This window comes from Rhodococcus sp. AQ5-07, from assembly GCF_009707305.1.
Taxonomy (GTDB): Bacteria; Actinomycetota; Actinomycetes; order Mycobacteriales; family Mycobacteriaceae; genus Rhodococcus_F; species Rhodococcus_F erythropolis.
This window is the reverse complement of sequence record NZ_CP046099.1, coordinates 3,244,461-3,270,274: the sequence shown is the minus strand read 5'-3', so window position 1 is coordinate 3,270,274 and position 25,814 is coordinate 3,244,461. Positions and strand designations below refer to the sequence as shown.

The 25,814-nt window shown below is 62.5% G+C and carries 24 protein-coding genes and 1 tRNA gene; 13 read left to right on the top strand and 12 right to left on the bottom strand.

The features are described from left to right. On the bottom strand, positions 1-963 hold the full coding sequence (locus GJB56_RS15000; RefSeq protein ID WP_021332260.1) for a formylglycine-generating enzyme family protein: 963 nt from the start codon (positions 961-963) through the stop codon (positions 1-3). A 49-nt stretch (positions 964-1,012) separates the two neighbouring features. Continuing rightward, positions 1,013-1,088, bottom strand: a tRNA-Arg gene (locus GJB56_RS14995). Positions 1,089-1,330: 242 nt separating this feature from the next. Between GJB56_RS14995 and GJB56_RS14990 the strand changes: the two genes are divergently transcribed. Continuing rightward, positions 1,331-2,710: an LLM class flavin-dependent oxidoreductase gene (locus tag GJB56_RS14990; RefSeq protein WP_195849546.1), complete on the top strand. Its 1,380-nt coding sequence runs from the start codon at positions 1,331-1,333 to the stop codon at positions 2,708-2,710. 9 nt (positions 2,711-2,719) lie between these two features. Here the strand turns inward: GJB56_RS14990 and GJB56_RS14985 are convergent, their stop codons facing one another. The 5 genes from GJB56_RS14985 to GJB56_RS14965 all read right to left on the bottom strand — a co-directional run bounded on the left by GJB56_RS14985 (position 2,720) and on the right by GJB56_RS14965 (position 7,633). Further along, a complete protein-coding gene (locus GJB56_RS14985) occupies positions 2,720-3,736 on the bottom strand; it encodes a winged helix-turn-helix transcriptional regulator (RefSeq protein WP_021345229.1) in 1,017 nt (338 codons plus the stop codon). Positions 3,737-3,817: 81 nt separating this feature from the next. Next, positions 3,818-4,684 carry an acyl-CoA thioesterase gene (locus tag GJB56_RS14980; RefSeq protein ID WP_020908689.1) on the bottom strand — a complete coding sequence of 289 codons (867 nt, stop codon included), beginning with the start codon at positions 4,682-4,684 and terminating at the stop codon, positions 3,818-3,820. Beyond that, entirely contained in the window at positions 4,681-5,505 is an 825-nt protein-coding gene (locus GJB56_RS14975) for a DUF1295 domain-containing protein (protein WP_113683251.1), read from the bottom strand. Before GJB56_RS14975 ends, GJB56_RS14980 begins: the two co-directional genes overlap by 4 nt. Further along, positions 5,502-6,425: an SDR family NAD(P)-dependent oxidoreductase gene (locus GJB56_RS14970; RefSeq protein ID WP_021345227.1), complete on the bottom strand. Its 924-nt coding sequence runs from the start codon at positions 6,423-6,425 to the stop codon at positions 5,502-5,504. The genes GJB56_RS14975 and GJB56_RS14970 overlap by 4 nt, the downstream gene beginning before the upstream one ends. Then, positions 6,422-7,633 (bottom strand): acetyl-CoA C-acyltransferase, encoded by a 1,212-nt coding sequence (locus GJB56_RS14965; protein WP_047890093.1) that lies wholly within the window; start codon positions 7,631-7,633, stop codon positions 6,422-6,424. The genes GJB56_RS14970 and GJB56_RS14965 overlap by 4 nt, the downstream gene beginning before the upstream one ends. A 123-nt stretch (positions 7,634-7,756) precedes the next feature. Between GJB56_RS14965 and GJB56_RS14960 the strand changes: the two genes are divergently transcribed. The 3 genes from GJB56_RS14960 to GJB56_RS14950 are packed head-to-tail and all read left to right on the top strand — an operon-like array spanning position 7,757 to position 11,278. Beyond that, positions 7,757-8,989, top strand: coding sequence for an acetyl-CoA acetyltransferase (locus tag GJB56_RS14960; RefSeq protein WP_021332263.1), 1,233 nt, complete (start codon positions 7,757-7,759; stop codon positions 8,987-8,989). Between the two features lie 43 nt (positions 8,990-9,032). Beyond that, positions 9,033-10,550, top strand: coding sequence for a carotenoid oxygenase family protein (locus GJB56_RS14955; protein WP_019744811.1), 1,518 nt, complete (start codon positions 9,033-9,035; stop codon positions 10,548-10,550). Then, positions 10,547-11,278 (top strand): hypothetical protein, encoded by a 732-nt coding sequence (locus tag GJB56_RS14950; RefSeq protein WP_047890091.1) that lies wholly within the window; start codon positions 10,547-10,549, stop codon positions 11,276-11,278. Before GJB56_RS14955 ends, GJB56_RS14950 begins: the two co-directional genes overlap by 4 nt. A 74-nt stretch (positions 11,279-11,352) precedes the next feature. Here the strand turns inward: GJB56_RS14950 and GJB56_RS14945 are convergent, their stop codons facing one another. From GJB56_RS14945 to GJB56_RS14930, 4 genes are read right to left on the bottom strand one after another with little or no spacing between them, the layout of a single operon-like run. Beyond that, positions 11,353-12,981, bottom strand: a complete 1,629-nt coding sequence (locus GJB56_RS14945; RefSeq protein ID WP_113683249.1) for a long-chain-fatty-acid--CoA ligase — start codon at positions 12,979-12,981, stop codon at positions 11,353-11,355. After that, the gene (locus tag GJB56_RS14940) at positions 12,978-14,033 is read right to left on the bottom strand and encodes an NAD(P)H-dependent amine dehydrogenase family protein (protein WP_019744808.1); all 1,056 of its coding nucleotides are present in this window, start codon (positions 14,031-14,033) and stop codon (positions 12,978-12,980) included. Before GJB56_RS14940 ends, GJB56_RS14945 begins: the two co-directional genes overlap by 4 nt. After that, positions 14,030-14,800, bottom strand: coding sequence for an SDR family oxidoreductase (locus tag GJB56_RS14935; RefSeq protein WP_020970390.1), 771 nt, complete (start codon positions 14,798-14,800; stop codon positions 14,030-14,032). The genes GJB56_RS14940 and GJB56_RS14935 overlap by 4 nt, the downstream gene beginning before the upstream one ends. Then, the gene (locus GJB56_RS14930; RefSeq protein WP_113683248.1) at positions 14,797-15,384 is read right to left on the bottom strand and encodes a nuclear transport factor 2 family protein; all 588 of its coding nucleotides are present in this window, start codon (positions 15,382-15,384) and stop codon (positions 14,797-14,799) included. Before GJB56_RS14930 ends, GJB56_RS14935 begins: the two co-directional genes overlap by 4 nt. Before the next feature lie 114 nt (positions 15,385-15,498). Here GJB56_RS14930 and GJB56_RS14925 point away from each other — a divergent pair, with 114 nt between their 5' ends. The 9 genes from GJB56_RS14925 (at position 15,499) to GJB56_RS14885 (ending at position 24,353) form a co-directional block, all read left to right on the top strand. Further along, positions 15,499-16,302, top strand: coding sequence for an ABC transporter ATP-binding protein (locus tag GJB56_RS14925; RefSeq protein WP_020970389.1), 804 nt, complete (start codon positions 15,499-15,501; stop codon positions 16,300-16,302). Continuing rightward, positions 16,299-17,012 (top strand): ABC transporter ATP-binding protein, encoded by a 714-nt coding sequence (locus GJB56_RS14920; protein ID WP_020970388.1) that lies wholly within the window; start codon positions 16,299-16,301, stop codon positions 17,010-17,012. The genes GJB56_RS14925 and GJB56_RS14920 overlap by 4 nt, the downstream gene beginning before the upstream one ends. A gap of 3 nt (positions 17,013-17,015) precedes the next feature. Continuing rightward, entirely contained in the window at positions 17,016-17,912 is an 897-nt protein-coding gene (locus GJB56_RS14915) for a branched-chain amino acid ABC transporter permease (protein WP_019744803.1), read from the top strand. Further along, a complete protein-coding gene (locus tag GJB56_RS14910; protein WP_019744802.1) occupies positions 17,909-18,997 on the top strand; it encodes a branched-chain amino acid ABC transporter permease in 1,089 nt (362 codons plus the stop codon). The genes GJB56_RS14915 and GJB56_RS14910 overlap by 4 nt, the downstream gene beginning before the upstream one ends. 58 nt (positions 18,998-19,055) lie before the next feature. Further along, positions 19,056-20,339, top strand: a complete 1,284-nt coding sequence (locus GJB56_RS14905; RefSeq protein WP_113683247.1) for an ABC transporter substrate-binding protein — start codon at positions 19,056-19,058, stop codon at positions 20,337-20,339. 13 nt (positions 20,340-20,352) lie between these two features. Next, on the top strand, positions 20,353-22,074 hold the full coding sequence (locus GJB56_RS14900; RefSeq protein ID WP_113683246.1) for a class I adenylate-forming enzyme family protein: 1,722 nt from the start codon (positions 20,353-20,355) through the stop codon (positions 22,072-22,074). After that, complete coding sequence (locus tag GJB56_RS14895; RefSeq protein WP_021332273.1) at positions 22,071-22,472, top strand: nuclear transport factor 2 family protein; 402 nt, start codon at positions 22,071-22,073, stop codon at positions 22,470-22,472. Before GJB56_RS14900 ends, GJB56_RS14895 begins: the two co-directional genes overlap by 4 nt. Positions 22,473-22,560: 88 nt before the next feature. Continuing rightward, the gene (locus tag GJB56_RS14890) at positions 22,561-23,487 is read left to right on the top strand and encodes an LLM class F420-dependent oxidoreductase (protein WP_230090977.1); all 927 of its coding nucleotides are present in this window, start codon (positions 22,561-22,563) and stop codon (positions 23,485-23,487) included. 65 nt (positions 23,488-23,552) lie between these two features. After that, entirely contained in the window at positions 23,553-24,353 is an 801-nt protein-coding gene (locus GJB56_RS14885) for a crotonase/enoyl-CoA hydratase family protein (protein WP_070795862.1), read from the top strand. 46 nt (positions 24,354-24,399) lie between these two features. Here the strand turns inward: GJB56_RS14885 and GJB56_RS14880 are convergent, their stop codons facing one another. Beyond that, the gene (locus GJB56_RS14880; protein ID WP_113683244.1) at positions 24,400-25,701 is read right to left on the bottom strand and encodes an MFS transporter; all 1,302 of its coding nucleotides are present in this window, start codon (positions 25,699-25,701) and stop codon (positions 24,400-24,402) included. Positions 25,702-25,814 lie beyond the last annotated feature (113 nt).

Below are 25,814 nucleotides of genomic sequence, written 5' to 3'. Positions count from 1 at the left end.
CTACTCCTGCGGAATGCGGATGATGCACCGGAAGCCGACGTGGCAGGTCGAGGACTCCTCGGATTCGCCCTGCCGCGCGGCAGGGCGGTATCGCAAGCAGTAGTTCGGTGCACACAGATGTGAGCCGCCCTTGATCACCCGTCGTGCGTAGGGTTCGCCGGCCAAGGCCTCGGTGGCGAACTCCGCGCGGGGATTGCGAGGAATGCAGCACGACGAGGCCGGCGCGACGTTCTTGGAACTGTGGGCGTGGTCGGACGTGTAGTGATCGGCCGTCCATTCCCACACGTTCCCGGCCATGTCGAACAGTCCGTAGCCGTTGGGCCGGAACTTTCCGACCGGAGCGGTGCGCTCGTACCCGTCCTCGAGCAGGTTCTCCCAGGGGAACTGGCCCTGCCATACGTTGCCACCGGGCCGCCCGCCCGGAGAGTCGTGATCGCCCCACACGTAGGCCTGGCGATCGAGTCCGCCGCGGGCGGCAAACTCCCACTCGGCCTCGGTCGGGAGTTCCTTGCCGGCCCACGCGGCGTAGGCCTGGGCGTCGAAGTACGACACGTGGGTGACGGGGTGTCGTTCACGTCCCCCGATGTTGCTGTCGGAGCCCTCGGGATGGCGCCAATCGGCGCCGGGGGTGAACGACCACCACTGGGTGTAGTCGTCGAGTGAGACCGGGCCGGGTGGCGAATTGAAGACCAACGATCCCGGGACGAGGAGGGCTGGATCGGCGTCGGGATAGTCGGCGGCATCCGGGGCGATTTCAGCAGTGGTGACGTGGCCGGTTGCCTTCACGAAGCGTCGGAACTCGGCGACTGTCACCGCCGTCGTGTCCATCCAGAATCCGTCGACGGTGACCTGGTGAACTGGGCGTTCTTCCGGATAGAAGTCTTCGGAGCCCATCCAGTACGTCCCACCCGGGATCAAAGACATGTTCTTCGGGGGAGTTGCCGTGGAGTGAGGCGTCGTCATGAATTCAAGAATGGCACGTTGGTCACGCCGATGTGGGGAGAGTCCCACCTGGTGCCCTCGGCAGGATTCGAACCTGCGACCCTTCCTTTAGGAGAGGAATGCTCTATCCCCTGAGCTACGAGGGCGGGGAGCGTACCGACAAGTGCTGAAAACCCTGTGCTGCCGGGGTTTTCGCTTCCCGATACTGCTGTTGCATCCGATCGACCTGTCGGCACGAAGCCTCGGGCGTCACAGCTGCGCTAGTCAGTGTAGCGGCCCGCCGACGAGGTCGCGAAGTCGACGGTATCGCCGGGTGCAAGCAGGAGTCGAACCGATCGCACTGATCGCAATGGTGGTCACTGCGGAGCAGGCACGGCATGGTGCGGGAATGACCCGCAGAATCCGCTTCAACGCCTTTGCCATGAACTGCGTCGCCCACCAATCGCCAGGTCTGTGGCGCCACCCGGAGGACCAGTCGTCCAGGTACACGGATCTGAGGTACTGGACGGAATTGGCGAAACTCCTCGAGCGTGGACGATTCGACGGGCTGTTCCTGGCCGACGTGTTGGGAACGTACGACGTGTACGGCGGCAATCACGACGCAGCGCTGCGGCAGGGCGCGCAGGTACCGGTCTCGGACCCGCTACTGCTGGCCTCGGCGATGGCGGCCGTGACCGAGCACTTGGGCTTCGGTATCACCGCAGGTACAGCTTTCGAGCATCCGTACCCGTTCGCTCGGCGCTTGAGCACCCTCGACCACCTGACGAACGGGCGAATCGGGTGGAACGTGGTCACCGGATACCTCCCGTCGGCCGCACGGAACATGGGCGAGGACGACCAACTCCAGCACGACAATCGCTACGACCACGCGGACGAGTACCTCGAAGTTCTCTACAAGTTGTGGGAAACGTCGTGGGAAGACGACGCGGTGGTGCGTGACAGAACCACCGGGGTCTACACGGACCCCGCCAAAGTTCACCCGATCGAGCACGAAGGCAAGCACTTCACGGTTCCGGGCATCCACATCTCCGAACCTTCTCCGCAGCGGACGCCGGTCATCTTCCAGGCCGGCGCGTCGCCACGCGGGGTTCGGTTCGCCGCCGAGAATGCCGAGGCGATCTTTGTGGGTGCACCGACAAAGGCGATTCTCAAAGACACCGTTGCCCGAATCCGAAACGAACTGACGAAGGTCGGGCGCGATCCGTACTCGGCCCGCATTTACACACTGTTGACGATCATCACCGACCGAACCCCCGAGTTGGCCCAGGCGAAGCTCGAGGACTACCGCAGTTACGCGAGTAGTGAAGGCGCGCTCGTTTTCACTTCGGGGTGGATGGGAATCGACCTCTCCGGATACCGAGCGGACGAGCCGATCGGGAACGTCGAGAGCAACGCCATTCAATCCGCGGTCGCATCGTTTCGTCAGGCCGACGAGAAGGGCGGCGAATGGACGGTGGGAGACATCGCGGAGTGGGCGGGTATCGGCGGGCTCGGCCCGATCGTTGTCGGTTCCGGCGCGGAGGTCGCCGACGAGTTGCAGGAGTGGGTTGCCGAGACCGACGTCGACGGCTTCAATCTCGCGTACGCGGTGACTCCTGGAACCTTCGAAGACATTGTGGAGCATGTGATTCCGGAGCTGACGAGGAGGGGTGCCTACCAGAGCGACTACGAAGCGGGGACGCTGCGCAACAAATTGTTCGGGCGAGGGGACAGGCTGCCGCTCGAACACCGAGGCCGGAGCTTCGACCGGATCCGCACTGCCGGCTGAGTGGGGATCTCAGGACCAGCCGGACCCCGGCACGTGCACCGAGGTGGTGAGGTCGATCGCCTCGATGTCCGAAGACCTCAGTTCCTCACCACACGCACTACAACCCAGCCTTGCTTCGAACCGTTTTCCACACGCCTTGTGATGGAGAACGATGTCCGGACCGTCCGCGGATCTGAACCAGCGCTGACCCCACGAGATCATGCACATCACGACGGGGAAGTAGGCGGTTCCCTTGTCGGTGAGTCGATACTCCGACCACTGTGGGCGATCCGGAAGCGGCCGCGTTTCCATCACACCGATCTCGGTGAGGTGCTTCAACCGATCGGCGACGATTGCCGGCGGCGCACCGGTGATCTCGGCGAACTCTCCGTAACGACGGGCACCTCGGAAAGCTGCCCCGATGATCGCTGCAGACCAGCGATTGCCGACGAGTTCCATCGTGTGAGCCAGGATTTCCGGTCGGCGTTCGGACTTGGTGGAGCGGCGCCTCGACGTTGCTTCGGGCACACTGCGTGAGAAGTCCCCACTCGGCCCCATTTGGGAGTCCAGGGATCGCACGTCGACGTCCTCGCCGCACTCCTTGCAACGCAGGATCGGAGTGAAGTCGTTTCCGCAGGTGCTGTGCCGTAGTGGCGGTAGTGGCGCGGTTTCATTCGGTGCCCACTGCTTCTCCCACGACCACATGGTGATGAGGACCGGCCAGATCGACTGGCCTTTGCGAGTGACCGAGTATTCGTGCCTCGGCGGGTTCTGCTGGTACTCCCGGCGCTCGAGCATTCCGCCGGCCGTCAGGACTGCCAACCGTGAGGACAGCACCGAGTTGGAGATTCCCCCGAGAGCCAGCCAGTCGTTGTATCGACGCGACCCCAAAAGGGCGAACCGCAGAATCCAGAGGTTCCACTCGTCTCCCAGTAGCCCGAGCGTGACCGCCAGTGCGTTGGGTCCGCCCGCAGGCAACTCGGTGACGCCCACCGACGGCGTGGGTGTCGGAGATCCGGCCGACGCCGAAGATCCGGTTGCATTCACTCGTACCACCCCGAAATCATAGGCCGCGAACCCTGCGGCACCGCGAGACCGTACCGAGTGGTCTGCAGAAAGAGTCGGGAATCACTCGATACGGGCAATGAGTAACGCTTCCTGGGTGATTTGGCAGATCTGGAGTCCGGACTGATCGAAGACCGCGGCATTCACGACTGCTCTGCCGGCATGAGCAGTGGGTGTCGAATGCTCGAAGAGGAGCCACTCGTCCGCTCGCACGGGACGCTGAAACCACATCGTGTGATCGAGGGACACGCCCGTCCAATCCGTATCGAGCGAGTGCTCCTGCCCGATGTCGTAGCCGTGCGGAGTCAGCGCGGTTGCCATCAGCATCAGATCACTGGCATAGGCGAGAGCAGCGACGTGAATCAGCGGATCGTCGCTCAGTCGCTGAGCCGAACGCATCCAGATGTTGCGCGGAGGCGCCGCCGAATGCGTCGTGGGGGACTGCGAATCGAGGGGGGACACACGAATCTCGATGGCGGAGAACTCCTCCCACACCTCGCCCAGCCCGCCGTCTGCCTCGGCCAACTCCTGCAACGTCACGCACTCAGCGGGCGGGAGCGCGGCGGGTACGGCGCGACTGTGAGTGATGCCCTCGTCGATCGAGGAGGCAGAGACCGTCGAACGGCAGACGAGTCGTCCGTCCTGGTGGACGTCGACGCCTCTGGTGGACAGGCGTTTTCCATCCCGAAGGCGATCTACCGAGAACTCGGTTGCGCGATTCGTCGACCCCGGGCGAAGGAAGTGCGTGTGGACGGAACTGATCGCTTTGCCGTCGGTAACCGTGTGCCCGGCTGCGAGAATCGACTGGGCTACCAGTTGGCCGCCGAACAATTGAGGTAGACGAACACCGTCGTTCGACCCCTGCCACCGGTCCGGGCCGGTCGATTCCAGATCGAAGACGTCAGCGAGACCACTCGTGGGGGCGCTCACGACGCGTGGTTTCGTGCCGGACGGGGCGGACGGGGAAAGAAGCCACTGGTCCGGGCGACGTAGTCGTCGTAGGCCTGGCCTTTGCTCTTGCGCATGCCTCGTTCGAGCAAGGCCTTACCGCTGTAGCTCACCAGTAGTTTGATCATGACGATCGGCGAGACGATCGTGATCAGCGCCAATGGATCACCAAGCGCGAGGATGAACAGTCCGACCCAGACACATGCGTCGCCGAAGTAGTTGGGATGCCGGGTCCAGGCCCAGAGTCCACGATCCATCACCATTCCCGAATTGGCCGGATCTGCCTTGAATCGGGAAAGTTGGTAGTCACCAACCGATTCGAAGACGAAGCCGACGGTCCAGACTGCGGTGCCGATCGCACCGAGGACTCCGAGGGCGCGAAACTCGTACATCGCGAACTGGACGGGCAGCGACACCACGAGAATGAGGACGCCCTGGAGGCCGTAGATTTTGCGAATCAGGAACGGAACCAGCGGTCCCTGTTGATGTTTGAGTAGGGCAGTGTAGCGCTTGTCCTGCCCGTGCCCACGGTTTCGGAAACCGATGTAGAGGCCGAGTCGCATTCCCCACACCACGGTCAGTGCCAGCACCACGAGGCGACGCAGATCGTTGCCGTCCGATCCGATGGACGTCAGGTACGAGACGACGGCGACGACGGCGAAGCCAGGCCCCCAACAGATGTCGATGATCGAGTGATTGTTCATCCGGATGGCTACGGCCATCACGACTGCGATGAAGACGAGCACGGCGAGTGCGCTCACACCGAAGTTCAGTGCAAGGTCGCCCAATGGGATGTCGGTCATGCGCGCGCTTTCTGATTGTGGTGGTCGAGCAGTTCGGAAGCGAAGTCCGCGAAGGCTTCCTGTGCGCTCGGATAGGTGTGAGGAGTGCCGAGCCGGCTGGTCACGAGCAGTGCGTCGAGCGCTTTGGCATCGAGTTCTGTGGTGGTGGGCAAGAATTCGGTCGAGCCCTCGACTGCGTCGGCCGAACGCACCCCGTTACCTGCGGTGACGATCACCTGCCCGTTGGTCGTGGACTCGGGATCGACGAGGGCAGTGACCACCGGGGCTACCAGGTCGGCCCCCATGATGTCGATGAATCGTGGGTCCATTCCGGACTCGGTCATCTGCGTAGTGGCATAGGGCAGTACGACATTGGTGAACACATTGCGACTCGCACCTTCGCCTGCCGCGGTGCGGCCCAGGGCGATGACGGCACCCTTACTGGCGGCGTAGGCGGACACGGTGGGTTCGCCGTGCAGTCCTGCGGTCGAGGCAATCATCACGATGCGGCCGAATCCGGCTTCGCGCATGACTCGGGAGGCTTCGGCGGCAACCAGCGCGGTCCCGACGACGTTTGTCGTGATGACGGTGCTGAGGTTCTCGGCGGTGGTGCGATGGAGCATCTGTGGACCGCTGACCGCGGCACTGGTGATGCAGAAATCGAGTCGTCCGAACCGAGTGAGAGCGTCGTCCACCAACTTTCGGCCGACCTCGGGGTCGGTGACGTCGTCGTGGTTGGCGACGGCGTGGCCACCGGCTTCGAGGATTTCGTCGACGACCTGATCTGCAGGGCCCCGGCCGCTCGCGTCGAGTGTGCGATTTCGGTTGTTGACGATCACCGTGACCCCTCGGCTCGCGAGATGCAGTGCGACGGCACGGCCGAGGCCCTTACCCCCTCCCGTGACGACGGCAACGCGGCCCGAGAGTGAACTGGCGGTCACGAGGCGATCCGTTCGACGAGCACCGCGACTCCGACACCGGCGGCGCCGCTGACCGCGGCCACACCGTAGCGTCCGTCGCTCCGTACCAGTTCGTCGACGCACGCGCCGACGAGAATTGCTCCGGTGGCGCCGAATGCATGGCCCATCGCCATCGTGCCGCCGTTGGGGTTCATGCGGTCCGGCCCGGCGTCAAGATCGCGGCGGAACCGTAGGCAGAGCGCGGAGAAGGCCTCTGCGAACTCGAACACGTCGATGTCCTGTGGACGAAGCCCGGCTCGAGCGATGACTGCCTCCACGGCGCTCTGACCAGCAGTGAGCATGAGAACCGGATTCACCGAAGTCGAGGCGGATCCGATGATCCGTGCGCGAGGGGTCAGGCCGGCTCTGGCCGCGGCTTTCTCGGATCCGAGGAGTAGTAGTGCTGCGCCGTCGGCCATGGCGGGAGAGGATCCGACGGTGTGCAGGTGTTCGATCTTGCCGACCTCAGGGTAGGCGGCGAGCGCGAGTGCATCCTGACCGGCGGCGCCGAGCCCTTCGAAGGCCGGAGGCAGCGCGGCGAGTCCCTCTGCCGTCGTCTCTGCCCTGACCAGTTCGTCGTGCGCGATTCCGGCTTCACCATTTCTGCCGGGAACGGGCACAACGGACCGCTCGAATGCGCCGTTGCGCCAGGCCTCGGCAGCCTTGTGCTGGGTTTCGACGCCGTACGCATCCAACTCGTCGCGGGAGTACCCCTCGATCGTGGCATTCAAGTCGGCGGCAACACCCATATGGATGGAGCCGATCTGCGCGATGGTTGCCGGGTCGATCCACAGCGGTCCGCGATCACTGAACATCGGAGTGCGGGAGACGCTTTCGACGCCACCGGCCACGACGAGGGAGACGTCGTCGCTGCGAATGCGGGCTGCGCTCTGGCCGACTGCGTCGACGCCGGATGCGCAGAAACGATTGAGGGTCGCGCCGGGAACGGAATCGCCCCAACCGGCAAGGAGTGCGGCAGTTCTCGCGATGTTCGCGCCCTGCTCGTCCACCTGCGATGCGCAACCGAGAACGACGTCGTCGATCTGTTCTGCGGCGAGGTTCGTTCGACCCTGCAAAGCCTTGGCCAGGTGGACGACAAGATCGACTGGGCTGTGTTCGTGGAGGGCACCTCGCGTCGATGCTCGGCCGCGCGGTGTGCGCACGTAGTCGAGGACAAAAGCATCAGTCATTTTCAACCCTTCAATTAGTAGAGTTACTCTGCTAGTTGTAGTACGGTTGCGATGAAATTACAACCGCCGATGCACGGGTATCTCGGTGACGTCACCGATGCCGGATCGGCAAGGGGAGAGGTCATGACTGTTTCGAACATTTGGATTCTCGGCGGGTACCAATCCGACTTCGCACGGAACTTCACCCGTGAGGAACTCGATTTCGCGAACCTTGCCGAAGAGGTGGTGAACCACACCCTGGCCGCGGCGAAGGTTCCTGCCGCCGACATCGAGGTGATCCACGTCGGTAATGCCTTCGGTCAATTGTTTGCCGGCCAAGGTCAGCTGGGTGCGATGCCCGCCACCGTGCATCCAGATCTATGGGGTGTGCCCTCGTCCCGGCACGAGGCGGCGTGCGCATCGGGCAGTATCGCCGTACTCGCCGCGATGGCAGACCTGCGCGCCGGCAACTACGACGCGGCTCTGGTGATGGGTATCGAACTGGAGAAGACGGTTCCGGGTGATGACGCGGCCGGACATCTGGGCGCTGCAGCCTGGGTCGGACACGAAGGTCAGGAAGCAAAATTCATGTGGCCGTACATGTTCGATCGTGTGTCGAAGGAGTACGGGCGGCGCTACGGGATCGACGAATCTCACCTTCGCGCGATCTCGCAGATCAATTTCGCGAACGCGAAGAACAACCCCAATGCACAGACACGCGGTTGGGCGGTACCCGATCTGCTCGGGAATGCAGGCGGCGACGACGCCACCAATCCTGTTGTGGAAGGCGGTGTTCGACGATTCGATTGCAGCCAGGTGACCGACGGTGGCGCCGGGGTTGTGCTGGTGACGGACAAGTACCTCCGTGAGCATCCTGATGCCGCGGCGACTCCGCTGGCCCAGATCGCGGGCTGGGGTCACCGGACTGTTGGTTTAGGTCTCGAGCAGAAGCTGGCCCGTGACGCCGATAATCCCTACGTGATGCCACACGTTCGGGATGCGGTGATGGGTGCCTTCTCCCGGGCCGGAGTCGACCTGGCCGGGATAGACGGGATCGAAACACATGATTGTTTCACGGCGAGTGAGTATCTCGCGATCGACCACATCGGTCTGACCGCGCCCGGCGAGTCGTGGAAAGCCATCGAGAGTGGTGACATCGCCATGGGCGGCAAGCTACCGATCAACCCCAGCGGCGGTCTGATCGGCGGTGGTCATCCGGTGGGTGCCAGTGGTGTTCGAATGCTTCTCGACGCGGCCCATCAGGTGACGGGAACGGCCGGCGGTTTCCAAGTCGAGGGTGCGAGCCGCTTTGCGACGCTCAACTTCGGTGGAAGTACGGCCACCACCGTCAGTTTTGTCGTCGACGCAGTTTCCTGAAAGTGCAGCCCAGCCTTTCCCCATCAGTCGAAAAGAGAATTCCATGGACGTCGAAATCGTAGGCAAGTTGTTGTCCACCCTTCCCGCCGATGACGATCACCCGTATCGCACCGGCCCGTGGCAACCCCAGACCACCGAGTTCAAAGCGGACAACCTCGAAGTCGTATTCGGTGAGGTTCCGAAAGACCTCGACGGTGTCTACCTGCGCAACACCGAAAATCCGCTCCATCCCTCGATGAAGGCTTATCATCCCTTCGACGGCGACGGAATGATTCACATCGTGGGCTTTCGTGACGGAGAGTCGTTCTACCGCAATCGATTCGTACGAACTGACGGGTTGGCGGCCGAGCAGGATGCCGGCGGCGCCTTGTGGGCCGGACTCGCCGAGTCTCCCAAACTCAGTCGCCCCGAGGGCGGCAAGGGTGCGCGCACCCGGATGAAGGACGCGTCCAGCACCGACGTCGTCGTTCACCGGGGGACTGCTCTCACCAGCTTCTACCAGTGCGGAGATCTGTATCGTCTCGATCCGATGTCGGCGGAGACACTCGGAAAGGAAAGCTGGAACGGCAAGTTCCCCTTCGAATGGGGTGTGTCCGCGCATCCGAAGGTGGACGACAAGACCGGAGAAATGCTGTTCTTCAACTACAGCAAGGAAGCGCCGTACATGCACTACGGCGTCGTGGACTCGGCCAACGAGTTGGTCCACTACGTCGACGTCCCGCTTCCCGGTCCGCGGTTACCACACGACATGGCCTTCACGGAGAACTACGCGATCCTCAACGACTGCCCCTTGTTCTGGGATCCGGTTCTACTGGAGAAGGGCGCGCACGTCGCGAATTTCCATCCCGATATCCCGCTCCGTCTCGGAGTCATCCCACGCCGCGGAAACACCGCTGACATCAAGTGGTTCGAGGCCGATCCGACCTACGTCCTGCACTTCGTGAACGCCTACGAAGAGGGGGACGAGATTGTTCTGGACGGTTTCTACCAAGGTGATCCGGAGCCGTCGGACAACGGTATGGGCAATCAGTGGGAGCGCGCCTTCCGTTTCCTCGCTCTCGATCGCATGCAGACCCGGCTTCACCGCTGGCGTTTGAACCTGGTCACCGGAGCCACGCGTGAAGAGCAACTCAGTGACTCGATCACCGAATTCGGCATGATGAACGGCAATTTCGCGGGTGAGAAGTACCGATACGCCTATGCGGCTTCTGGTAAGCCGTCGTGGTTCCTGTTCGACGGCTTGGTCAAACACGACCTGCTGACGGGGAACGAGGAACGATTCTCCTTCGGTGACGGCGTGTATGGAAGCGAGACCTCGATGGCACCACGCGTGGGTGGTACCGCCGAAGACGACGGCTATCTCATCACGTTGACCACCGACATGAACGAGGACGCGTCCTTCTGCCTGATCTTCGACGCTGCCCGCGTCGGAGACGGACCATTGTGCAAACTTCGCCTTCCCGAACGGATTTCGAGTGGCACCCACTCGACGTGGGCGCCGGGTGCCGAGCTCCGACGCTGGCAGAGTGCCGACACCGCAGCCGAAGCGGTCGGACTGTGACGGGCACGCACGACGCGGGCACGTGGGAGATCCTGCGGCAGGTGGTGATCGGTGCACGAGACCTGGACAAGACCGGTCAACAATTACGTGAAGCGTTGAATCTGGCACCAGGATTCGCCGATCCACTGCTCGAAGACATCGGTTTGGCCGACGAGACCTTGGCCGTCGGGCCGCAGGCATTTCTCGAGATCGTCGCACCGCTCGACGAGACGGTCTCGCTGGCGAGATGGATCCGCAAGGGCGGAGGGGAGGGCGGCTATGCACTCTCGATCCAGGTTTCGAACATCGAGCCCTATCTGGAACGTGCAGCTGCGGCCGATGTTCGGACGGTGGCAGATCTCGAGGCCTACGGTCACCGGATCGTCCAACTTCATCCCGGTGATCTCGGACTGCTCGTAGAACTAGACGAGATTCCCGACGCCGACGAGTGGTTCTGGGACCAGACGGAGAAGGAGGTTTCACTCGATCCACGGGTCGACGACATTCTCGGCGTCGACGTGTCCTCTCCCGATCCGGCCAAGACGGCGGCGCTGTGGGCCGAAGTGTTCGGCAAGAAACTGGATTCGGCGCGATCACTCTCGATTGCGCTGGGGTCGCGCGCCGTGTCGTTCGTTCCGGGCGAGCGGTCGATGCTCAGTGCGGTCGATCTGGCGGCGTCGATCGGAGCGAACACCGTCGAGCCCGGCCTGATCGTCGGCGGCGTCGAATTCCGGATTCACCCAGGCTGAGCGAGCTTCACATCGAACGACAGAAATCGGGGCCGATCGCTCAACGCGACCGGCCCCGAATTCTTGTCATGGACTCAAGCGAAGTCCTGTCGCAGACGAGTCTTGAGAAGCTTCCCACTCGCGTTGCGTGGCAGTTCCTCGATGAACTGAACTGCACTGGGGCACTTGAAGTGCGCCAGTCGCTCGCGTGACCACTCGATGATCTCCGCTTCGGTGACAGCCGAATCGCCCGAACGAACGACCACCGCAATGGGAGTCTCACCCCACCGATCGGAGTGAACGCCGACTACCGCGACCTCCCGGATGTCGGGGTGGCCGAAGAGAACGCTCTCCACCTCGGCGGGATAGACGTTCTCACCGCCGGAGACGATCATGTCCTTGAGGCGGTCGTGGAGGTAGAGATACCCGTCCTCGTCGAACGATCCGCCGTCTCCTGTTCGGAGCCAGTCGCCGTCCAACATGGTGGCCGCAGTGGCTGCCTCGTTGCGCCAGTAGCGCCTCATGACGTGAGCGCCGCCGATGACCACCTCGCCGCGGGTACCGACCGGGACGTCTTCGAGCGTCACGGGATCGACGATGCGGATGGGTACGCCGAACATCGGTTGCCCGACGGACTTCAACCGATGCGCGGTCGACTCGTCGGTCGCCCGATGATCTTCGGGGGTCAGCATGGTGACGCCGCCAGTCGACTCGGTGAGTCCGTAGGCCTGCAGGAAACTGCATCCGAAAACCTTGGTGGCGTCCTGTAGCAGGGGTAGCGGCATGGGCGCCGCTCCGTAGACCAGGAACTGCAGGGCACTCCAATCCGCCTCGCGTACAGCAGGAAGGGAGGTGAGGACGCTGATCACCGCGGGAACAGCGACCGCATGAGTCACCCGGTACTCCTGCATCAGCGCCACCAGCTCCAGCGGACCGGCGATGGTCTTGAGAAGTAAAGCGCCACCGCCGAGCGTCGTGACGAGGGCGAGACCCAGCCCGGCCACATGAAAGAACGGGACCGGGCACATGGCCACGGAATCGGTGTCGAGATCGAGCAGGTGATACATGGTCGCGAGGGCGCGGCCGAGGTTCGCGCCGGTGAGTTCGATTCCTTTGGGGTGACCGGTGGTTCCCGACGAGTAGAAGATCAGCGCGGTATCGTCGGGAAGGCGTGACACTCCTGGGTCGTCGTCCCCGGCATCGGAGAGCCAGTCGCTCCACGAGACCGAGTTTGCGGAACCGTCCACCGTGACGACGGTCCGGACGCTACCGACCGCCGCCGCGACGTCGGAGAGGCCCTCATCGCCTGCTCCGAGTACGACGACGGTCGGCTCGCTGTTGCTCAGGATGTAGTCGACCTCGCCCGGTGCCAGCCGATTGTTGACGGCCGTCAGAATCGAGCCCATCTTCGAAGATCCGTACAGGACGGAGAGGAAAGACGGTGCATTGGCGCCGATGTACGCCACCCGGTCACCTGTTCGAACACCATCGCGCAGAAGTGCATTCGCGACACGATTTGCTTCGATGTCCAGCTCGCGGAAACTGGTACGGCCGTCATCGGAGATGACGGCGGTGCTCTCCGGACTGGCAATCGCCCGGCTGCGCAGCAAGTCTTCGAGATTCTGCACGGGGCGACCATCGGGTAGGAGCGCGTTCACAGAAGGTTCGCGGGTGGCGGGTTCACGGGTGGCAGTCGAACCTACGGCCGTCGGCTGAGTGGTCATGCTGAATGCTCCAATCTGAAGGGGGCAAAGACAGGGGGTTCGAAAATGCCTGTGGGAGCAGCGAGTACATGCTCGACGGCGCGCAGTGCCGGGCCCGCAGTGATGAACTGACCGGCGGTTGTCCGGCTGTTCGGATCTTGTGGTTCGACGAGATTGACGGTCATCACGATCTCGGGTTTGCCGTACAGGTGGACTTCCCACTGATCGCGCCCCGCGTATTCCTCACGATCGGGTTCCATGGTCCAGATGATGGCCAGAGTGAGGAACTGCTTTCCGTCGACCATTGCGTGCCAGCGCCATTCGGTGGTTCCGACGGTTCCGGCGGCGATGCGTCCGGCGGCCACGTCGAGATCCGTTCGCGCCGCAACGACCCTGTGATCGGATACGACCTCGTCGTAGGTGATCCCCAGACGTTCGCACATGAACGCGATGGTCTCCAGATACAGCGACGCGTACAGCGAGGGCAACGGCCCGGTTCCGTCCAGTTCCTCCGGGGGCGAGCCCATTCCCATGACGGTGAATGCGAAGTCGGGGTCAGGCATGCCGCGAGCGTCGAGCACCTCGTCGATCGTGATGCGGTCCAGTTCGATCGATGTTCCCGTCAGAGCCAACGCCAATCGCTCACCGATGACGCCCGGGCTCACTCCGACGCCGAAGAGCGTCGAATCGCCTTCCTTACATGCTTGGGCGAACATGTGCTCGCGCTCGGTGCCGTGTGCGCGGGGGAAGTGCTGCCCGGCCGTCGTGATCACGTTGATCCCGGCGCGCAGCAGACGGCACAAATCGTCGTCGTGGCGTTCGTACGGAATCTGCAAACGCGGACTGTGGATGAGAACCTGGGGGCGCGAGCGGATGATCTCGTCCACGTCTCGTGTGGCGATCACGCCCGTCGGTGCGCGTCTGGCTATGTCGCCGGCATCGCGCCCGGCCTTGGCGTCGCTGTAGACGTACAGGCCAACCAACTCGAGGTCGGGACGATCGATGATTCCGCGGAGCGCGGTCTTGCCGATGGCGCCGGTCGCCCACTGCGCAACACGAATCGGATCGCTCATGATCGAGTGGTCAGTTCGCCGGCGAAGAGGAGCTTGCCCAGTCCGCGTTCGTACCGAATCGGGTCTCGAGCCAGACGCGCACGGGCGTCGATTGCCATGAAATCGGTGTCGCACGTCCACTCGCCGCGTTGCATGGCGGCGAGTCCGGTCGCGGCGATGTCGAGGGGATTTTCCTTGTGGCCCTGCACGTGTGAAGCCATGCGGGTGTCGACACTGCCGACGATCAACGAGGTGACGGTGATGCCGTGCGGTTCGAGTTCGGCACGGGCGATGCCGCCGAGCGACAGTGCAGCCGCCTTGGCCGGTGAATAGCCGCCCATGAAGGCGGTGGGTGCGATTGCGGCGACTGACAAGACGTTGACTATCGATCCTCCGCCGCGGGCGGCGAGGACCGGCGCGAAGGCTCGGATCATCGTCAGCGGTCCGAAGTAGTTGACCTCCATCTCGGCTCGAGCGGCCTCTCGGTCGTCGGCCTCGATCAGCCGATTCCCGGTGAACAGCCCGGCGTTGTTGACGACGACCGTGGTGTCACCGCACGCCCCGGCGGCAGTGTCGACGAGTCCTGGATCGGTGACGTCGAGTTCGACGATGTGCGCACCGGTGGCTCGGAGTTCGGCCGGCACCTCGTCGGGATTTCTCACCCCCGCATAGATTTTGGCTGCGCCCATCAACTTCGCCTGTTGGACGAAGGCCAACCCGAGGCCTCGATTGGCGCCGGTGACGAGGACGGTCGCACCCTCGACCGGAGTTCCGCGAAAGGTTGTCATGAGTTCTCCTGTGTCTGTCGGGTGTAGATGAGGTCGTCGGGGAATTTCTTGCTCTTCTTCAATGACGTTTCAGGCGCGAGCATCCCGAAGATCCAGCCTTCGGCTGTGGCCATGTCGTGGTTCCAGTCCCACCGCAGTGCGCGGTGGCGGATTCCCCACTTGCCGTCCTCGAAACCGAAGCGGTCGATCAGGCGCGCCGCGGTGAGTGTGTCGGCTATTCCGTCCGAGGTCTTGATTCGTGCGAAGGCAAGCACGTAGGACTCGACGTGTGCTGTATCCCCGTCGAGTTCGACCAAGACGTTGGTCATTGCGTGGGTGGTCAGCGATCGTGGGTGGGTGATGGCCCCGGCGATGTGGTCGATGTAGTCGTCGGCGGTGCCGGTGAAGACACCCCCGTGGTCTTCGGTTGCGCCGGGCAGATAACACCGCCTGGCGTCCTCGACGTCGCCGCGGTCTGCGGCTCGGAGGAAACGAGCCAGAACCTCGTAGATTTCCTGCTTGGCGACGAGAGCGTCGACCGGGCTGTAGTCCCTGACGTCTGGGCCCCCGCCGCTGTCGACTGCGTGAATGTTGTTGGACCTCACGATGATGTCCCTTCTCGGCTCCGGATCGGGGGCCGCACGTTGACGGAGTGCCTCTGTTTACTGTAGTAATCTCTATCACACTGTTAATTGAAGTGTCACGAGGAGGTGAAACCAATGCTTGGAAACACACCACCCGCACAACCTGGGAATGCACCGGTCGTACTCACGCTTTCCGATGTGTCGATCGAATTCGGCGGAGTCACGGCTCTCGACGCCGTCGGCTTCGACGTCCGCGCGGGACAGATCTGCGGACTCATCGGGCCGAACGGCGCTGGTAAGACCACGCTGTTCAACTGCATCACAAGGATTTACGAACCGAGTCGCGGTGTCATCACCTGGCAAGGAACCGACCTGTTGGGATTGCGTCCCTATGCGTTGGCATCTGCAGGAATCGCTCGAACTTTTCAGAATCTCGCGCTGTTCGGCGGCATGAGTGTCTTCGACAACACCATGGTCGGTGGATCGTCGCGAGGTCGCTTCGGGCTCGCGAGTGGGCTTCTCGGCCTGCCTCCGGCGCGTGCCCGAGTCCGAGAACTTCGAGAGAAGGCCTGGTACCTGCTCGAACGTCTCGAACTCGTCGACGTCGCGAATGCACCCGCGTCCGGTCTACCGTTCGGAACTCTCAAGCGTGTCGAACTGGCACGGGCATTGATGTCCGAGCCCTCGCTGCTTCTGCTGGACGAACCTGCCGGCGGGCTCACGCACAGTGAAGTCAAAGAACTGGGAGAACTGATCGTCTCGCTCCGCGACGACTTCGGCTTCGGCGCGCTTCTGGTCGAACACCACATGGGATTGGTGCTCGGGATCTCCGATCACGTTGTCGCCCTGAACTTCGGCCACAAAATTGCCCAGGGAACCCCGGCGGAGATCCAGCAGGACGACGCCGTAATCAACGCATATCTGGGGCGTGCGGCATGACCCTGCTGAGCGTCGACGATCTGCATGCCGGTTACGGGCGAGGCAATGTACTGCACGGGATTTCGCTCGACGTGGAACCCGGCGGGGTCGCTGTCGTTCTCGGCGCGAACGGTGCAGGCAAGACCACCATGATGCGCGCGCTTGCCGGATTGATCCCGCATCAGGGAACGATCACCTTCAACGGTTCGCCGTTGGGATCCAAACCTGAACGCGCCGTGGCCGCCGGCGTCAGCCTTGTCCCACAGGGCCGCGGAACTCTCGGTCAACTGTCGGTGCGTGACAACCTGCTCGTCGGCGCTGCCCTTCGTAAGGACAAGGCGGAGATCGAAGCCGACATCGAGCGGTGGTGTGAGACATTCCCCGTGCTCGCGAGGAGGTCCACACAGTTGGCCGGTTCGCTGTCAGGCGGTGAACAGCAGATGCTCGCGGTCGCACGGGCATTGATGAGCCGTCCCACCCTTCTTTTGTGCGACGAACCGAGCCTGGGTCTGGCGCCCATCGTCATTGCCGAATTGTTCGACACGCTCGGTGCGATCAACCGCAGCGACGGAACTGCACTGCTGATCGTGGAACAGAACGCCGATCTCGCGATGAAACTCGCGTCGAAGGTCTTCCTGCTCGACGTAGGCACCATCGTCGCTGCCGGAACGCCCGAGGAATTTCGTTCCGACGACGTCGTGCGCAGCGCTTACCTCGGGTACCAGGAGTAAACGGTGACACTCTTTCTCGAACGACTCATCTCCGGATTGACCAACGGATCGATCTACGCAATTCTCGCGCTGGCACTAGTGGTGGTGTTTCGCGCCACCGGCACGATCAACTTCGCTCAGGGCGAGTTGGCCCTGTTCACAACCTTTGTCGCCTGGTGGCTAACGACGATGTCCTGGCCGATCTGGTCGGCGATCGGAGCGGCCCTGGCTTTGGGGTTCCTGCTCGGAGCATTGATGGAGCGTCTGCTCATCCGTCCGGTTCAGCGTCGAAGCGACATGGCAGTGCTGATCGTGGCACTGGGATTGTTCACCGGGCTCAACTCGTTGGCCGGAATGCTCTGGGGGAGCGATACCAAGATAATGCCGAGCCCGTTCCCCAACGGTCCGACCGACTACATCTCGGTGGGGGGTGCGCGTGTTTACGGCGACGCACTGGGCGTACTGGTGGCGCTCGTTGTCCTACTTGTGTTGATGTCCTTGCTCTTTCGCAAGACGAGAGTCGGTCTGCACATGCGTGCCGTCGCGGACAATGCCGAATCTGCCACTCTCGCCGGAGTTCCGACCAGCCGGATACTCGCAATCGGTTGGGGAGTAGCAGCTGCCATCGGTGCCCTGGCCGGTGTCCTGGTCACTCCGCTCTCGCCGCAACAACTCGGTCTCACGACCATGTTCCCGATCTTCATCGCAGCATCCGCCGCAGCGCTGTTCGGCGGCCTGGACAGTCTCGTCGGCGCCGTGGTCGGCGGGTTGACGATCGGTGTCCTGGAATCGATGCTCAGCGGCTACATTTCGGTCATCGGCGGCTCGCTGCAGCAGACATCCGCCCTGTTGATCATCGTGGTGATCCTCTTCGTCAGACCCAATGGACTGTTCGGTACCAAGAAACTGGAGCGGGTATGACGACGCTTGCCGAGAGAAATGAACCCACCGTCGCCGAAAAGGCAGTCAGGCGACCGCGGGTAGTGGTCGCCGGATCGACGTCGTACCGGATACTCCAGTTGGTTCTGCTGGTGGCTGCCGTGTGTGCGTTGCTTCTCGCGTCACAGAGCGCGCCGTTTCGCGTGGGGCAGTTCACGAGCGTCTTCATCATCGCGATTGCCATTGCGGGACTCAATATCGTCAGCGGATACACCGGACTTCTGTCGATCGGCCATTCTGCCTTCTTCGGCCTGGGCGCGTACACGACCGGCGTTCTGATCGTCGATCGCGGATACTCGCCGTTGACCACGATCCCGATGGCGGTCGTATTGTGTTTTGTACTAGGGCTTCTCGTCGGTCTTCCTTCGTTGCGGATCAAGGGGCTGTATCTGGCTCTCGTGACACTCGCCGTCGCTGTTGCATTTCCCGAGGTGATCCGCAAGACCGGGGATCTGACCGGTGGTGCCGCCGGAATGGTGGTTCGCGCAAATCTGCTCGTTCCGCCGAAATGGACGGGGTTGACCCGAGCCGACACCTACCTCTGGATCTTTTGGGTGTCGGTGGTGACTCTGGCGATCGTCATGCTCCTGATTCGCAATCTCGTCAAGAGTCGATTCGGTCTGGCTATGGTCGCGGTGCGTGACAACGAGATCGCGGCGAGCGCAAACGGCATCAACGTCGCGCGGGTCAAGATTCTCGCTTTCGGGCTTTCCGGCGCGATCACGGGCCTGGCAGGTTCACTGTTCACGATGTACATCGGCGCGCTCTCACCCGAATCCTTCTCGCTGATGAAGTCGATCGAGTTCATCACCGGACTGGTGTTGGGCGGAATCGCAACCCAATTCGGCCCGATCGTTGGGGCAACGGCAGTGGTGTTCTTGCCGTACTACACCGGAAGCGTCACCGACGGCCCCGTGTCGGGAGTGGTGTTCGGCGCGGTGCTGATCGCGATCGTGTTCTTGATGCCGGACGGAATCGTCGGACGGATCAACAGCGTGCTCCGACGGTTCGTCCTCGTGGTTCCCGCAGATCATCCCAAGTATCGCGAGGGTGAACCTCGCACCTGAGCGCCGTCTCCCTCGCCCACTCTCGTTTCCCTCAACTCACAGCAAGGAACTGGACGATATGAAAAGGCAGACCACGATTCCCGCAGTCATCGCCGCTGCGGCACTACTCCTTTCGGCCTGCGGAGGTAGCTCCGACGCAGAGAGCAACACGTCGACATCGGCCGGCGCAGTATCGGTCGACGACTGCAGTGATCCCAGCGGTGCCGCAGCGCCGATCACCGACAATCTCACGGTGGGATGGAGTGGGCCGACGTCCGGCCCTCTCGCCGATGCCGTCGGCAACGTGATCGAAGGAATGCGAGCACGGTTCGAGGTGGAGAACGCGGCCGGCGGCGTCGGCGGCGTCAAGCTCGACGTCGTGGTCAAGGACGATGCATTCTCCCCGGAGCGCGCCAAAGCCAACGTCGGAGAGTTCATTCAGAAGGACAAGGTCGACGTTCTGGGAACCTTCGGGGCCGGGCAGTTGAACGCCATCGCGGACGATCAGACCACTGCCTGCGTGCCGTTGCTCTTCGCGCAGGCAGGCATGCCCGAGTTTCGGGTCATCGAAGACTTCCCGTGGACCACGGAGTATCTACCGGATCCGGGCGTCGAGATGGAGGTAGTGGTCGAGAGCTTGAAGAAGAAGTATCCGAACGGCGCCAAGGTCGCACTGGCCACGAACCAGACCGAGTCCGGACAGGGAATCGCCAACGGCTTCAAGTCCGCGATCGAAGGAACCAACTTCGAGATCGCGGCGGAGGAGGCGCTGACCGACCCCAAGACGGCGGCTTCGACTCTCAAGGCCAGCGGCGCCGAGGTTTTGGTGGTCGCCGGTGTCACTACCGACTGCCTCGCGATCACTCAGGCGATCGGACGTGTCGGATGGAAGCCCGACACCGTGATTCAGCCGTCGAACTGCGTCGACGGTGCGACCCTGTATGCACCCGCCGGTGATGCTGCCGACGGGCAGCAGGTGATGGTGTGGCTCAAGGATCCCAACAACGCTCTCTACAAGGACGACGCGGCGGTGCGCGACTATCTCGCCGGTGCAGCGGCTCACGGTGCAGATTCCCCGACCAACAGCTACACCGTGAACGGCTGGGCCATCGGTGACCTGTTGGTGGACAACTTCACTCGGGCCTCTCAGTCATCCGACGGACTCTCGCGTGCCACCATCATGAGTGCCGCGCGAACGCAGGACTACCACCCGCCGATGTTCATCGACGGAATCAAGTTCACGATGACCGCGGACCATGCGTTGGGAATCCTGGCCTTTCAGCCGTTCGAGTGGAATGCCGCTACTCAGGCGTTCGAGAAGCAGGGCGACGTGATCGACATTTCCGGCCGTTACGAGAACTGAATCGAGTGCGCGAATGAACAAGACACACAGGGGATTGCATCCTCGCGTCAAGGTGGACGAATACACCTCGAAAGGGTGGTGGTCCGACGAGACGATCGATCACGTGTTCCGGGCGCAGGTGCGGGCCCGAGGGGACGAGCTTGCCGTAGTTGATCCGGCGAACCGCAGCGAGTTGTCCGGCGGAGATCCACGACGCCTCAGTTGGAACCAACTGGAGAGCGAAGTCATCTCGCTCGCTGCGCGCTTCACCGAGGCAGGCTTGGGCCGGGGAGACGTTCTGGGCGTTCAGATGCCTAACACCGTCGAACTGGTCGAGGTCTACCTTGCAGCGTGGTCGCTGGGGATCGTGGTCTCACCCTTGCCCATGCAGTACCGCGAACGTGAAGTGGAAGGAATGTCCAACCAGGCGGCGTTTGCAGCATTTGTCACCGTGCCCAGCTTCGGCGACAGATTCCCGGCTACGGAGATCGCTGCAATCAGATCCCGGATTGCCTCTCTGAGATCGGTATTCGTCTACGCTCCCGAATCAGAGCTTCCGGCTGAGCTTCCCACCGGCGTCGTGGGGCTGAGTCCTCGCGCAGCCACCGAATCGCAGCGAAGTGCTCTGGCCAGACGAAACACCGAAGATCCGAACGACCCCAACGACGCGATGACGATCTGTTGGACCTCCGGAACCGAAAGCGAGCCGAAGGGGGTCCCACGTTCGCACTACGAGTGGCTGGCCATCTGCTGGGCCACGATCGATGCTCCCGACATCGTCGTCGACGACGTCCTGCTTAACCCGTTCCCGATGGTCAACATGGCCGGAATCAACGGAATGTTCCTGCCCTGGCTCCGCACGGGATGTGTACTGGTACAGCACCACCCGTTCGACCTTCGAGTGTTCCTCGGACAGATCGAGGCCGAGCGGGTGACATACACGGTAGCGCCGCCTGCTCTGTTGTGGATGCTGCTTGCCGACGAGTCGATGCTCGCGGCGGTCGATCTGTCGAGCTTGACGCGGATCGGTTCGGGTTCTGTGCCACTGCAACCTCCGATGGTGCGGGGATGGCAGGAGCGATATGGAATCGGAGTCATCAACTTCTTCGGATCCAACGAAGGCATCAGTCTGCTCTCCTCGCCTGCGGACATGCCGGATCCGGACGACCGCGCACGGTACTTCCCTCGTTTCGGTGTCGAGAACTTTCGCTGGAGCACCAGGATCTCGGACTGGATGGACGTTCGCTTGGTCGACGTGGTCACTGGCGAGGACATCACGGAAGTCGGGCACCCGGGTGAGTTGCGAATCAGCGGACCGACGGTCTTTGCCGGCTATCTCGGCGATCGGCCGTCACCGTTCGACGAGCGCGGATTCCTGTGCACCGGAGACATCTTCGAGATTGCCGGTGATCACGGACAATTCCTCCGGTACCTGGATCGCGGCAAGGACCTGGTGATCCGCGGTGGAATGAACATCGCTCCGGCCGAATTGGAGGGGTTGATCGCCGAGCATCCGGCCGTCGCGGACGTGGCCGTCATCGGCGACCCCGACGAAGTGCTCGGTGAGCGCGTCGCAGCAGTGGTGACACTTCGACCCGAGACGGAACTCGAACTCGATGCTCTGGTTGCGTTCCTGAAAGACAAGCGCATCGCGTCGTACAAACTTCCCGAGCGGCTGGAGATTCGGAAAGAACTGCCGCGCAATTCGACCGGAAAGATCCTCAAGCGTGAGCTTCGACAGAAGAGTGTGGCATGAGTGTGATGAACGACAGTGACAAGCTTGCGTTGGCGCGTGAGATGTTCCAGGCGTGGGACGTCATGGACTGGGCACGCGTCGTCGATCTGTTCGCCGAAGGCGGTGTGCTCCACAGCGTGATGCAGGAACCTCTTGTCGGCAAGGAGGCTGTAGCGGGCCGAATTGCATTGCTGGCAAGCAAGTGTGAACGGATCACCCTGAAGATCGAGTCGCTCGGCGTGATCGACGGCAGGGTTTTTGTACAGCGAGTGGACGATTTCCACTTCGACGGGACCCACGGCGTCGTTCCTGTTGTCGGAATCCTCAGCATGGCAGACGGCCTGGTCACAGAGTGGCTCGAATACTACGACCGTCCGACACTCTTGAAGGGAATGGGTCTTGTCTCCGATTTCGAATAGCGGGATTTCGAAAAGCGGGATTTCGAGGAGCCGACTGCCGACGATCGACATCTCCTTGGGTTTGTGGCAGGACCGTCCGCCGCGGGAGGTGACCACTACTGCACGCCTCGCCGACAAACTGGGGTTCGGCCGAGTGTGGGTGGGGGAGATGGCGACGTACGACGCCTTTGCTCTGGCGACGTCAGTCGGCGCCGGCTTCGAGCACTCCGAGTTGGTGGTCGGCCCGCTTGCGGTGACGGTTCGTGATCCGGCGATGATCGCGATCGGGGCGGCGTCGGTAGCCGACCTGACCGGGCGTCACGTGTCGATAGCGTTGGGCACGTCCAGCGCTGTCGTGGTCGAAAAATGGCATGGGCGAAGCAGATCCGGGGCAGCACGTGCACTCGCGGAGTCCGCCCGCGGTGTGCGAGCGCTCATGAACGGCGAGCGGGGCGAAGTCGCCGGAACGGTGATGCGGACCAGCGGATATCGGCTGCGACTTCAGCCGCCGGGTGGGCGGCTGATCGTTGCAGCTTTCGGAGACAAGGCCCTTCGCGCCGCGGTGGAGTTGGGCGACGAACTGGTGCTCAATCTGGTCAGCCCGGAGCAAGCGGGGCGCCTGATCGCACGGTGCAAGGAAATCGCGGCTGAAATGGAAACGCCAATGCCCCAGGTGTCGGTTTGGGCGCCGGCGGCCGTGGCAACCGAAGGCCCAACTCAGATGTCGATCGATCAGCTCAGACGTGGGCTTGTGCCGTATCTCGCTGCCCCCGGGTACTCGGACATGTTCGTGCGAGCAGGGTTTGCATCCGTGATCGAGGAAGCCAGGGCCGGGACCGCGCCTCGAGAGATCTTGAGTCAGGTCTCGGACGCGATGGTCGCGACGGTGGGAATCGTGGGAACCGCGGCCGATGCGCGCGAGCAACTCGAGGCGTATCGAGCGGTGGGCGTGGACACCGTCGTGGCCGTGCCTTCATCCACTGATTCGGATCCGGCCGGGCAAGTGACGATGGAACTTCTTGCCGAGATGGTATGACGAATCCCCGACGAACTTACTCTCAGGTAAGTTCGTCGGGGATATGTCGAATCGAAGGAGTTGCCGTGAGTGATCGTGTTCGTGTCGAGGTAGTGCAGTCGGTGGCGTACGTGACGCTGAACCGGCCGGAGAAACTCAACGGTCTCGATCTGGACATGCTCGACGCGCTGGTGGACGCGGCCCGAACGATCAGAACTGATCGTTCGATCCGGGGCGTGGTTCTGCAAGGCGCGGGCGACGCATTCTCGGCCGGATTGGACTTCGCTTCTGCCGGCAAGCAGCCGAGCCGGATGGCCAAGGCCTTTGCGAAATTTCCCGGTCAGAAGACCAACCTCTTTCAACGTGCGTGCTGGGTGTGGCGCGAATTGCCCGTGCCGGTCATCGCGGTCGTTCACGGCCACTGCTTCGGCGGGGGACTGCAATTGGCGCTCGCCGCAGACTTTCGATTCACCACCCCTGATTGCACGTTCTCGGTGATGGAGGCGAAGTGGGGATTGATCCCCGACATGACCGGAACGGTCACGATGCGCGAACTCGCGGCGATGGACGTCGTGAAACGCCTCGCCATGACTGCTGAACTGTTCGATGGAAATCAGGCTCTCGAGTGGGGGTTCGTGAGCGGAGTAAGTGACAATCCGATCAAACCGGCACAGGAACTGTTGTTGCAGATCATGACTCGCTCGCCGGACGCCGTCGCAGCGACGAAGACGTTGCTGCACAAGACCTGGAACCGATCGCCACGCGGTGCGTTCTGGATCGAATCGCGGATCCAACTGGCGCTGATGAGAGGCAAGAACCACAAGATCGTACGCTCCGCGAATACTGCGAAGACGTTGCCGGAGTTCGCCATTCGAAAGTTCGGCTGACAAACTCCGGCATCGCGTCGCCGTGGGGCGTTCTCATTCAGGCCGATTACACCATCAGATCTCGTCCAGATCGGTCCTTGATGAGCATCGTGGCGACGAACGACACTGCGGCCAACAGGGCGAGATAGATCGAGATGGCAAGAGTGCCACCGGTCTTGCCGAGGAGCCATTGGGCGACGGTGGGAGCAAAGGCGCCGCCGAAAATGGTGCCGACGGCGTAGGAGATCGACGCGCCGCTGTAGCGGATCGAAGCTGGGAACAGTTCGGCGAACAATGCCGGTTGAGGTCCGTACGACAGTCCGAGTCCGACCGAGAACAGGATCATTGCCACGTAGATCCAGCCGAGATTGCCGGTGTCGATGAGGAGGAAGAACGGCACCGCGAAGAGGATCATTGCGAGGTTGCCGACGTTCATCACCGTGGTGCGGCCGCGCCGATCCGACCAGTAAGCGCCGATCATGGTGAAAACGCCCCACGTGACTGCACTTGCGAGCGTGGCAATCAGTAGTTCGGTCTTACCCAGGCCGTAGGTCTTGGTTGCGTACGCGACGATGAATCCGCCGATCACCATGTAGCCGTTGCCGTTTGTGCCGATGAAGGAGAGGGCCGCGAGTACGACCTGCTTCGGGTGTTTCTTGAACAGAGTTCGGATAGGCGTGTTGCTCTCGGTGCGGCGTTCCTTGAGTTCGGCGAACACGGGTGACTCGCTAACCTTGCTTCGAATGTAGAAGCCGACGCCGATCAGCACGACGCTGAGCAGGAACGGCACTCGCCATCCCCAGGTGGTGAACTGTTCGTCCGTGAGGGTGAACGTGCACAGTGCCAAAACGCCGGTGGCGAGCAACATTCCGAGCGGTACGCCCATCTGGACGAACGCTCCGAAGAATCCTCGACGCTTGGTGGGTGCGTGTTCGACGGCAAGAAGAGCAGCCCCACCCCATTCGCCGCCCGTCGAGAATCCCTGCACGATTCGGAGAAGGATCAGCAGGATCGGCGCCCAGATGCCGATCGAGGCATACGTCGGCAGCACGCCGATGAGAACCGTCGCGGCCCCCATCATCGCCAACGTCGCGACCAGGACACGTTTACGGCCGAGTCTGTCGCCGAGATATCCGGCCACGATGGCGCCGAGAGGACGGAAGACAAAGCTGATGCCGACCGTGACGTAGGAGACGATCTGGCCTGCCGAGCCCATCGGCTTGAAGAACAGGTCGGCAAAGATCAGGGCTGCGGCTTGGGCGTAGATGAAGAAGTCGTACCACTCGACGGTGGTGCCGACCATCGACGCCATCGCGGCGCGGTCGTACTGCTTCGCGGCGGGCTTGGTGCCAGTTCTGGTTGTGGTCATCGAGCTACTTTCTGCCAGTCACGTGGTTCACCGGCGCGGTGAACTGCGAAGTCGGAACAGGGGAGAAACGCTGTTCGATCTGCGACGTTGCCGGTGTGCTCGGTGCATGCTTT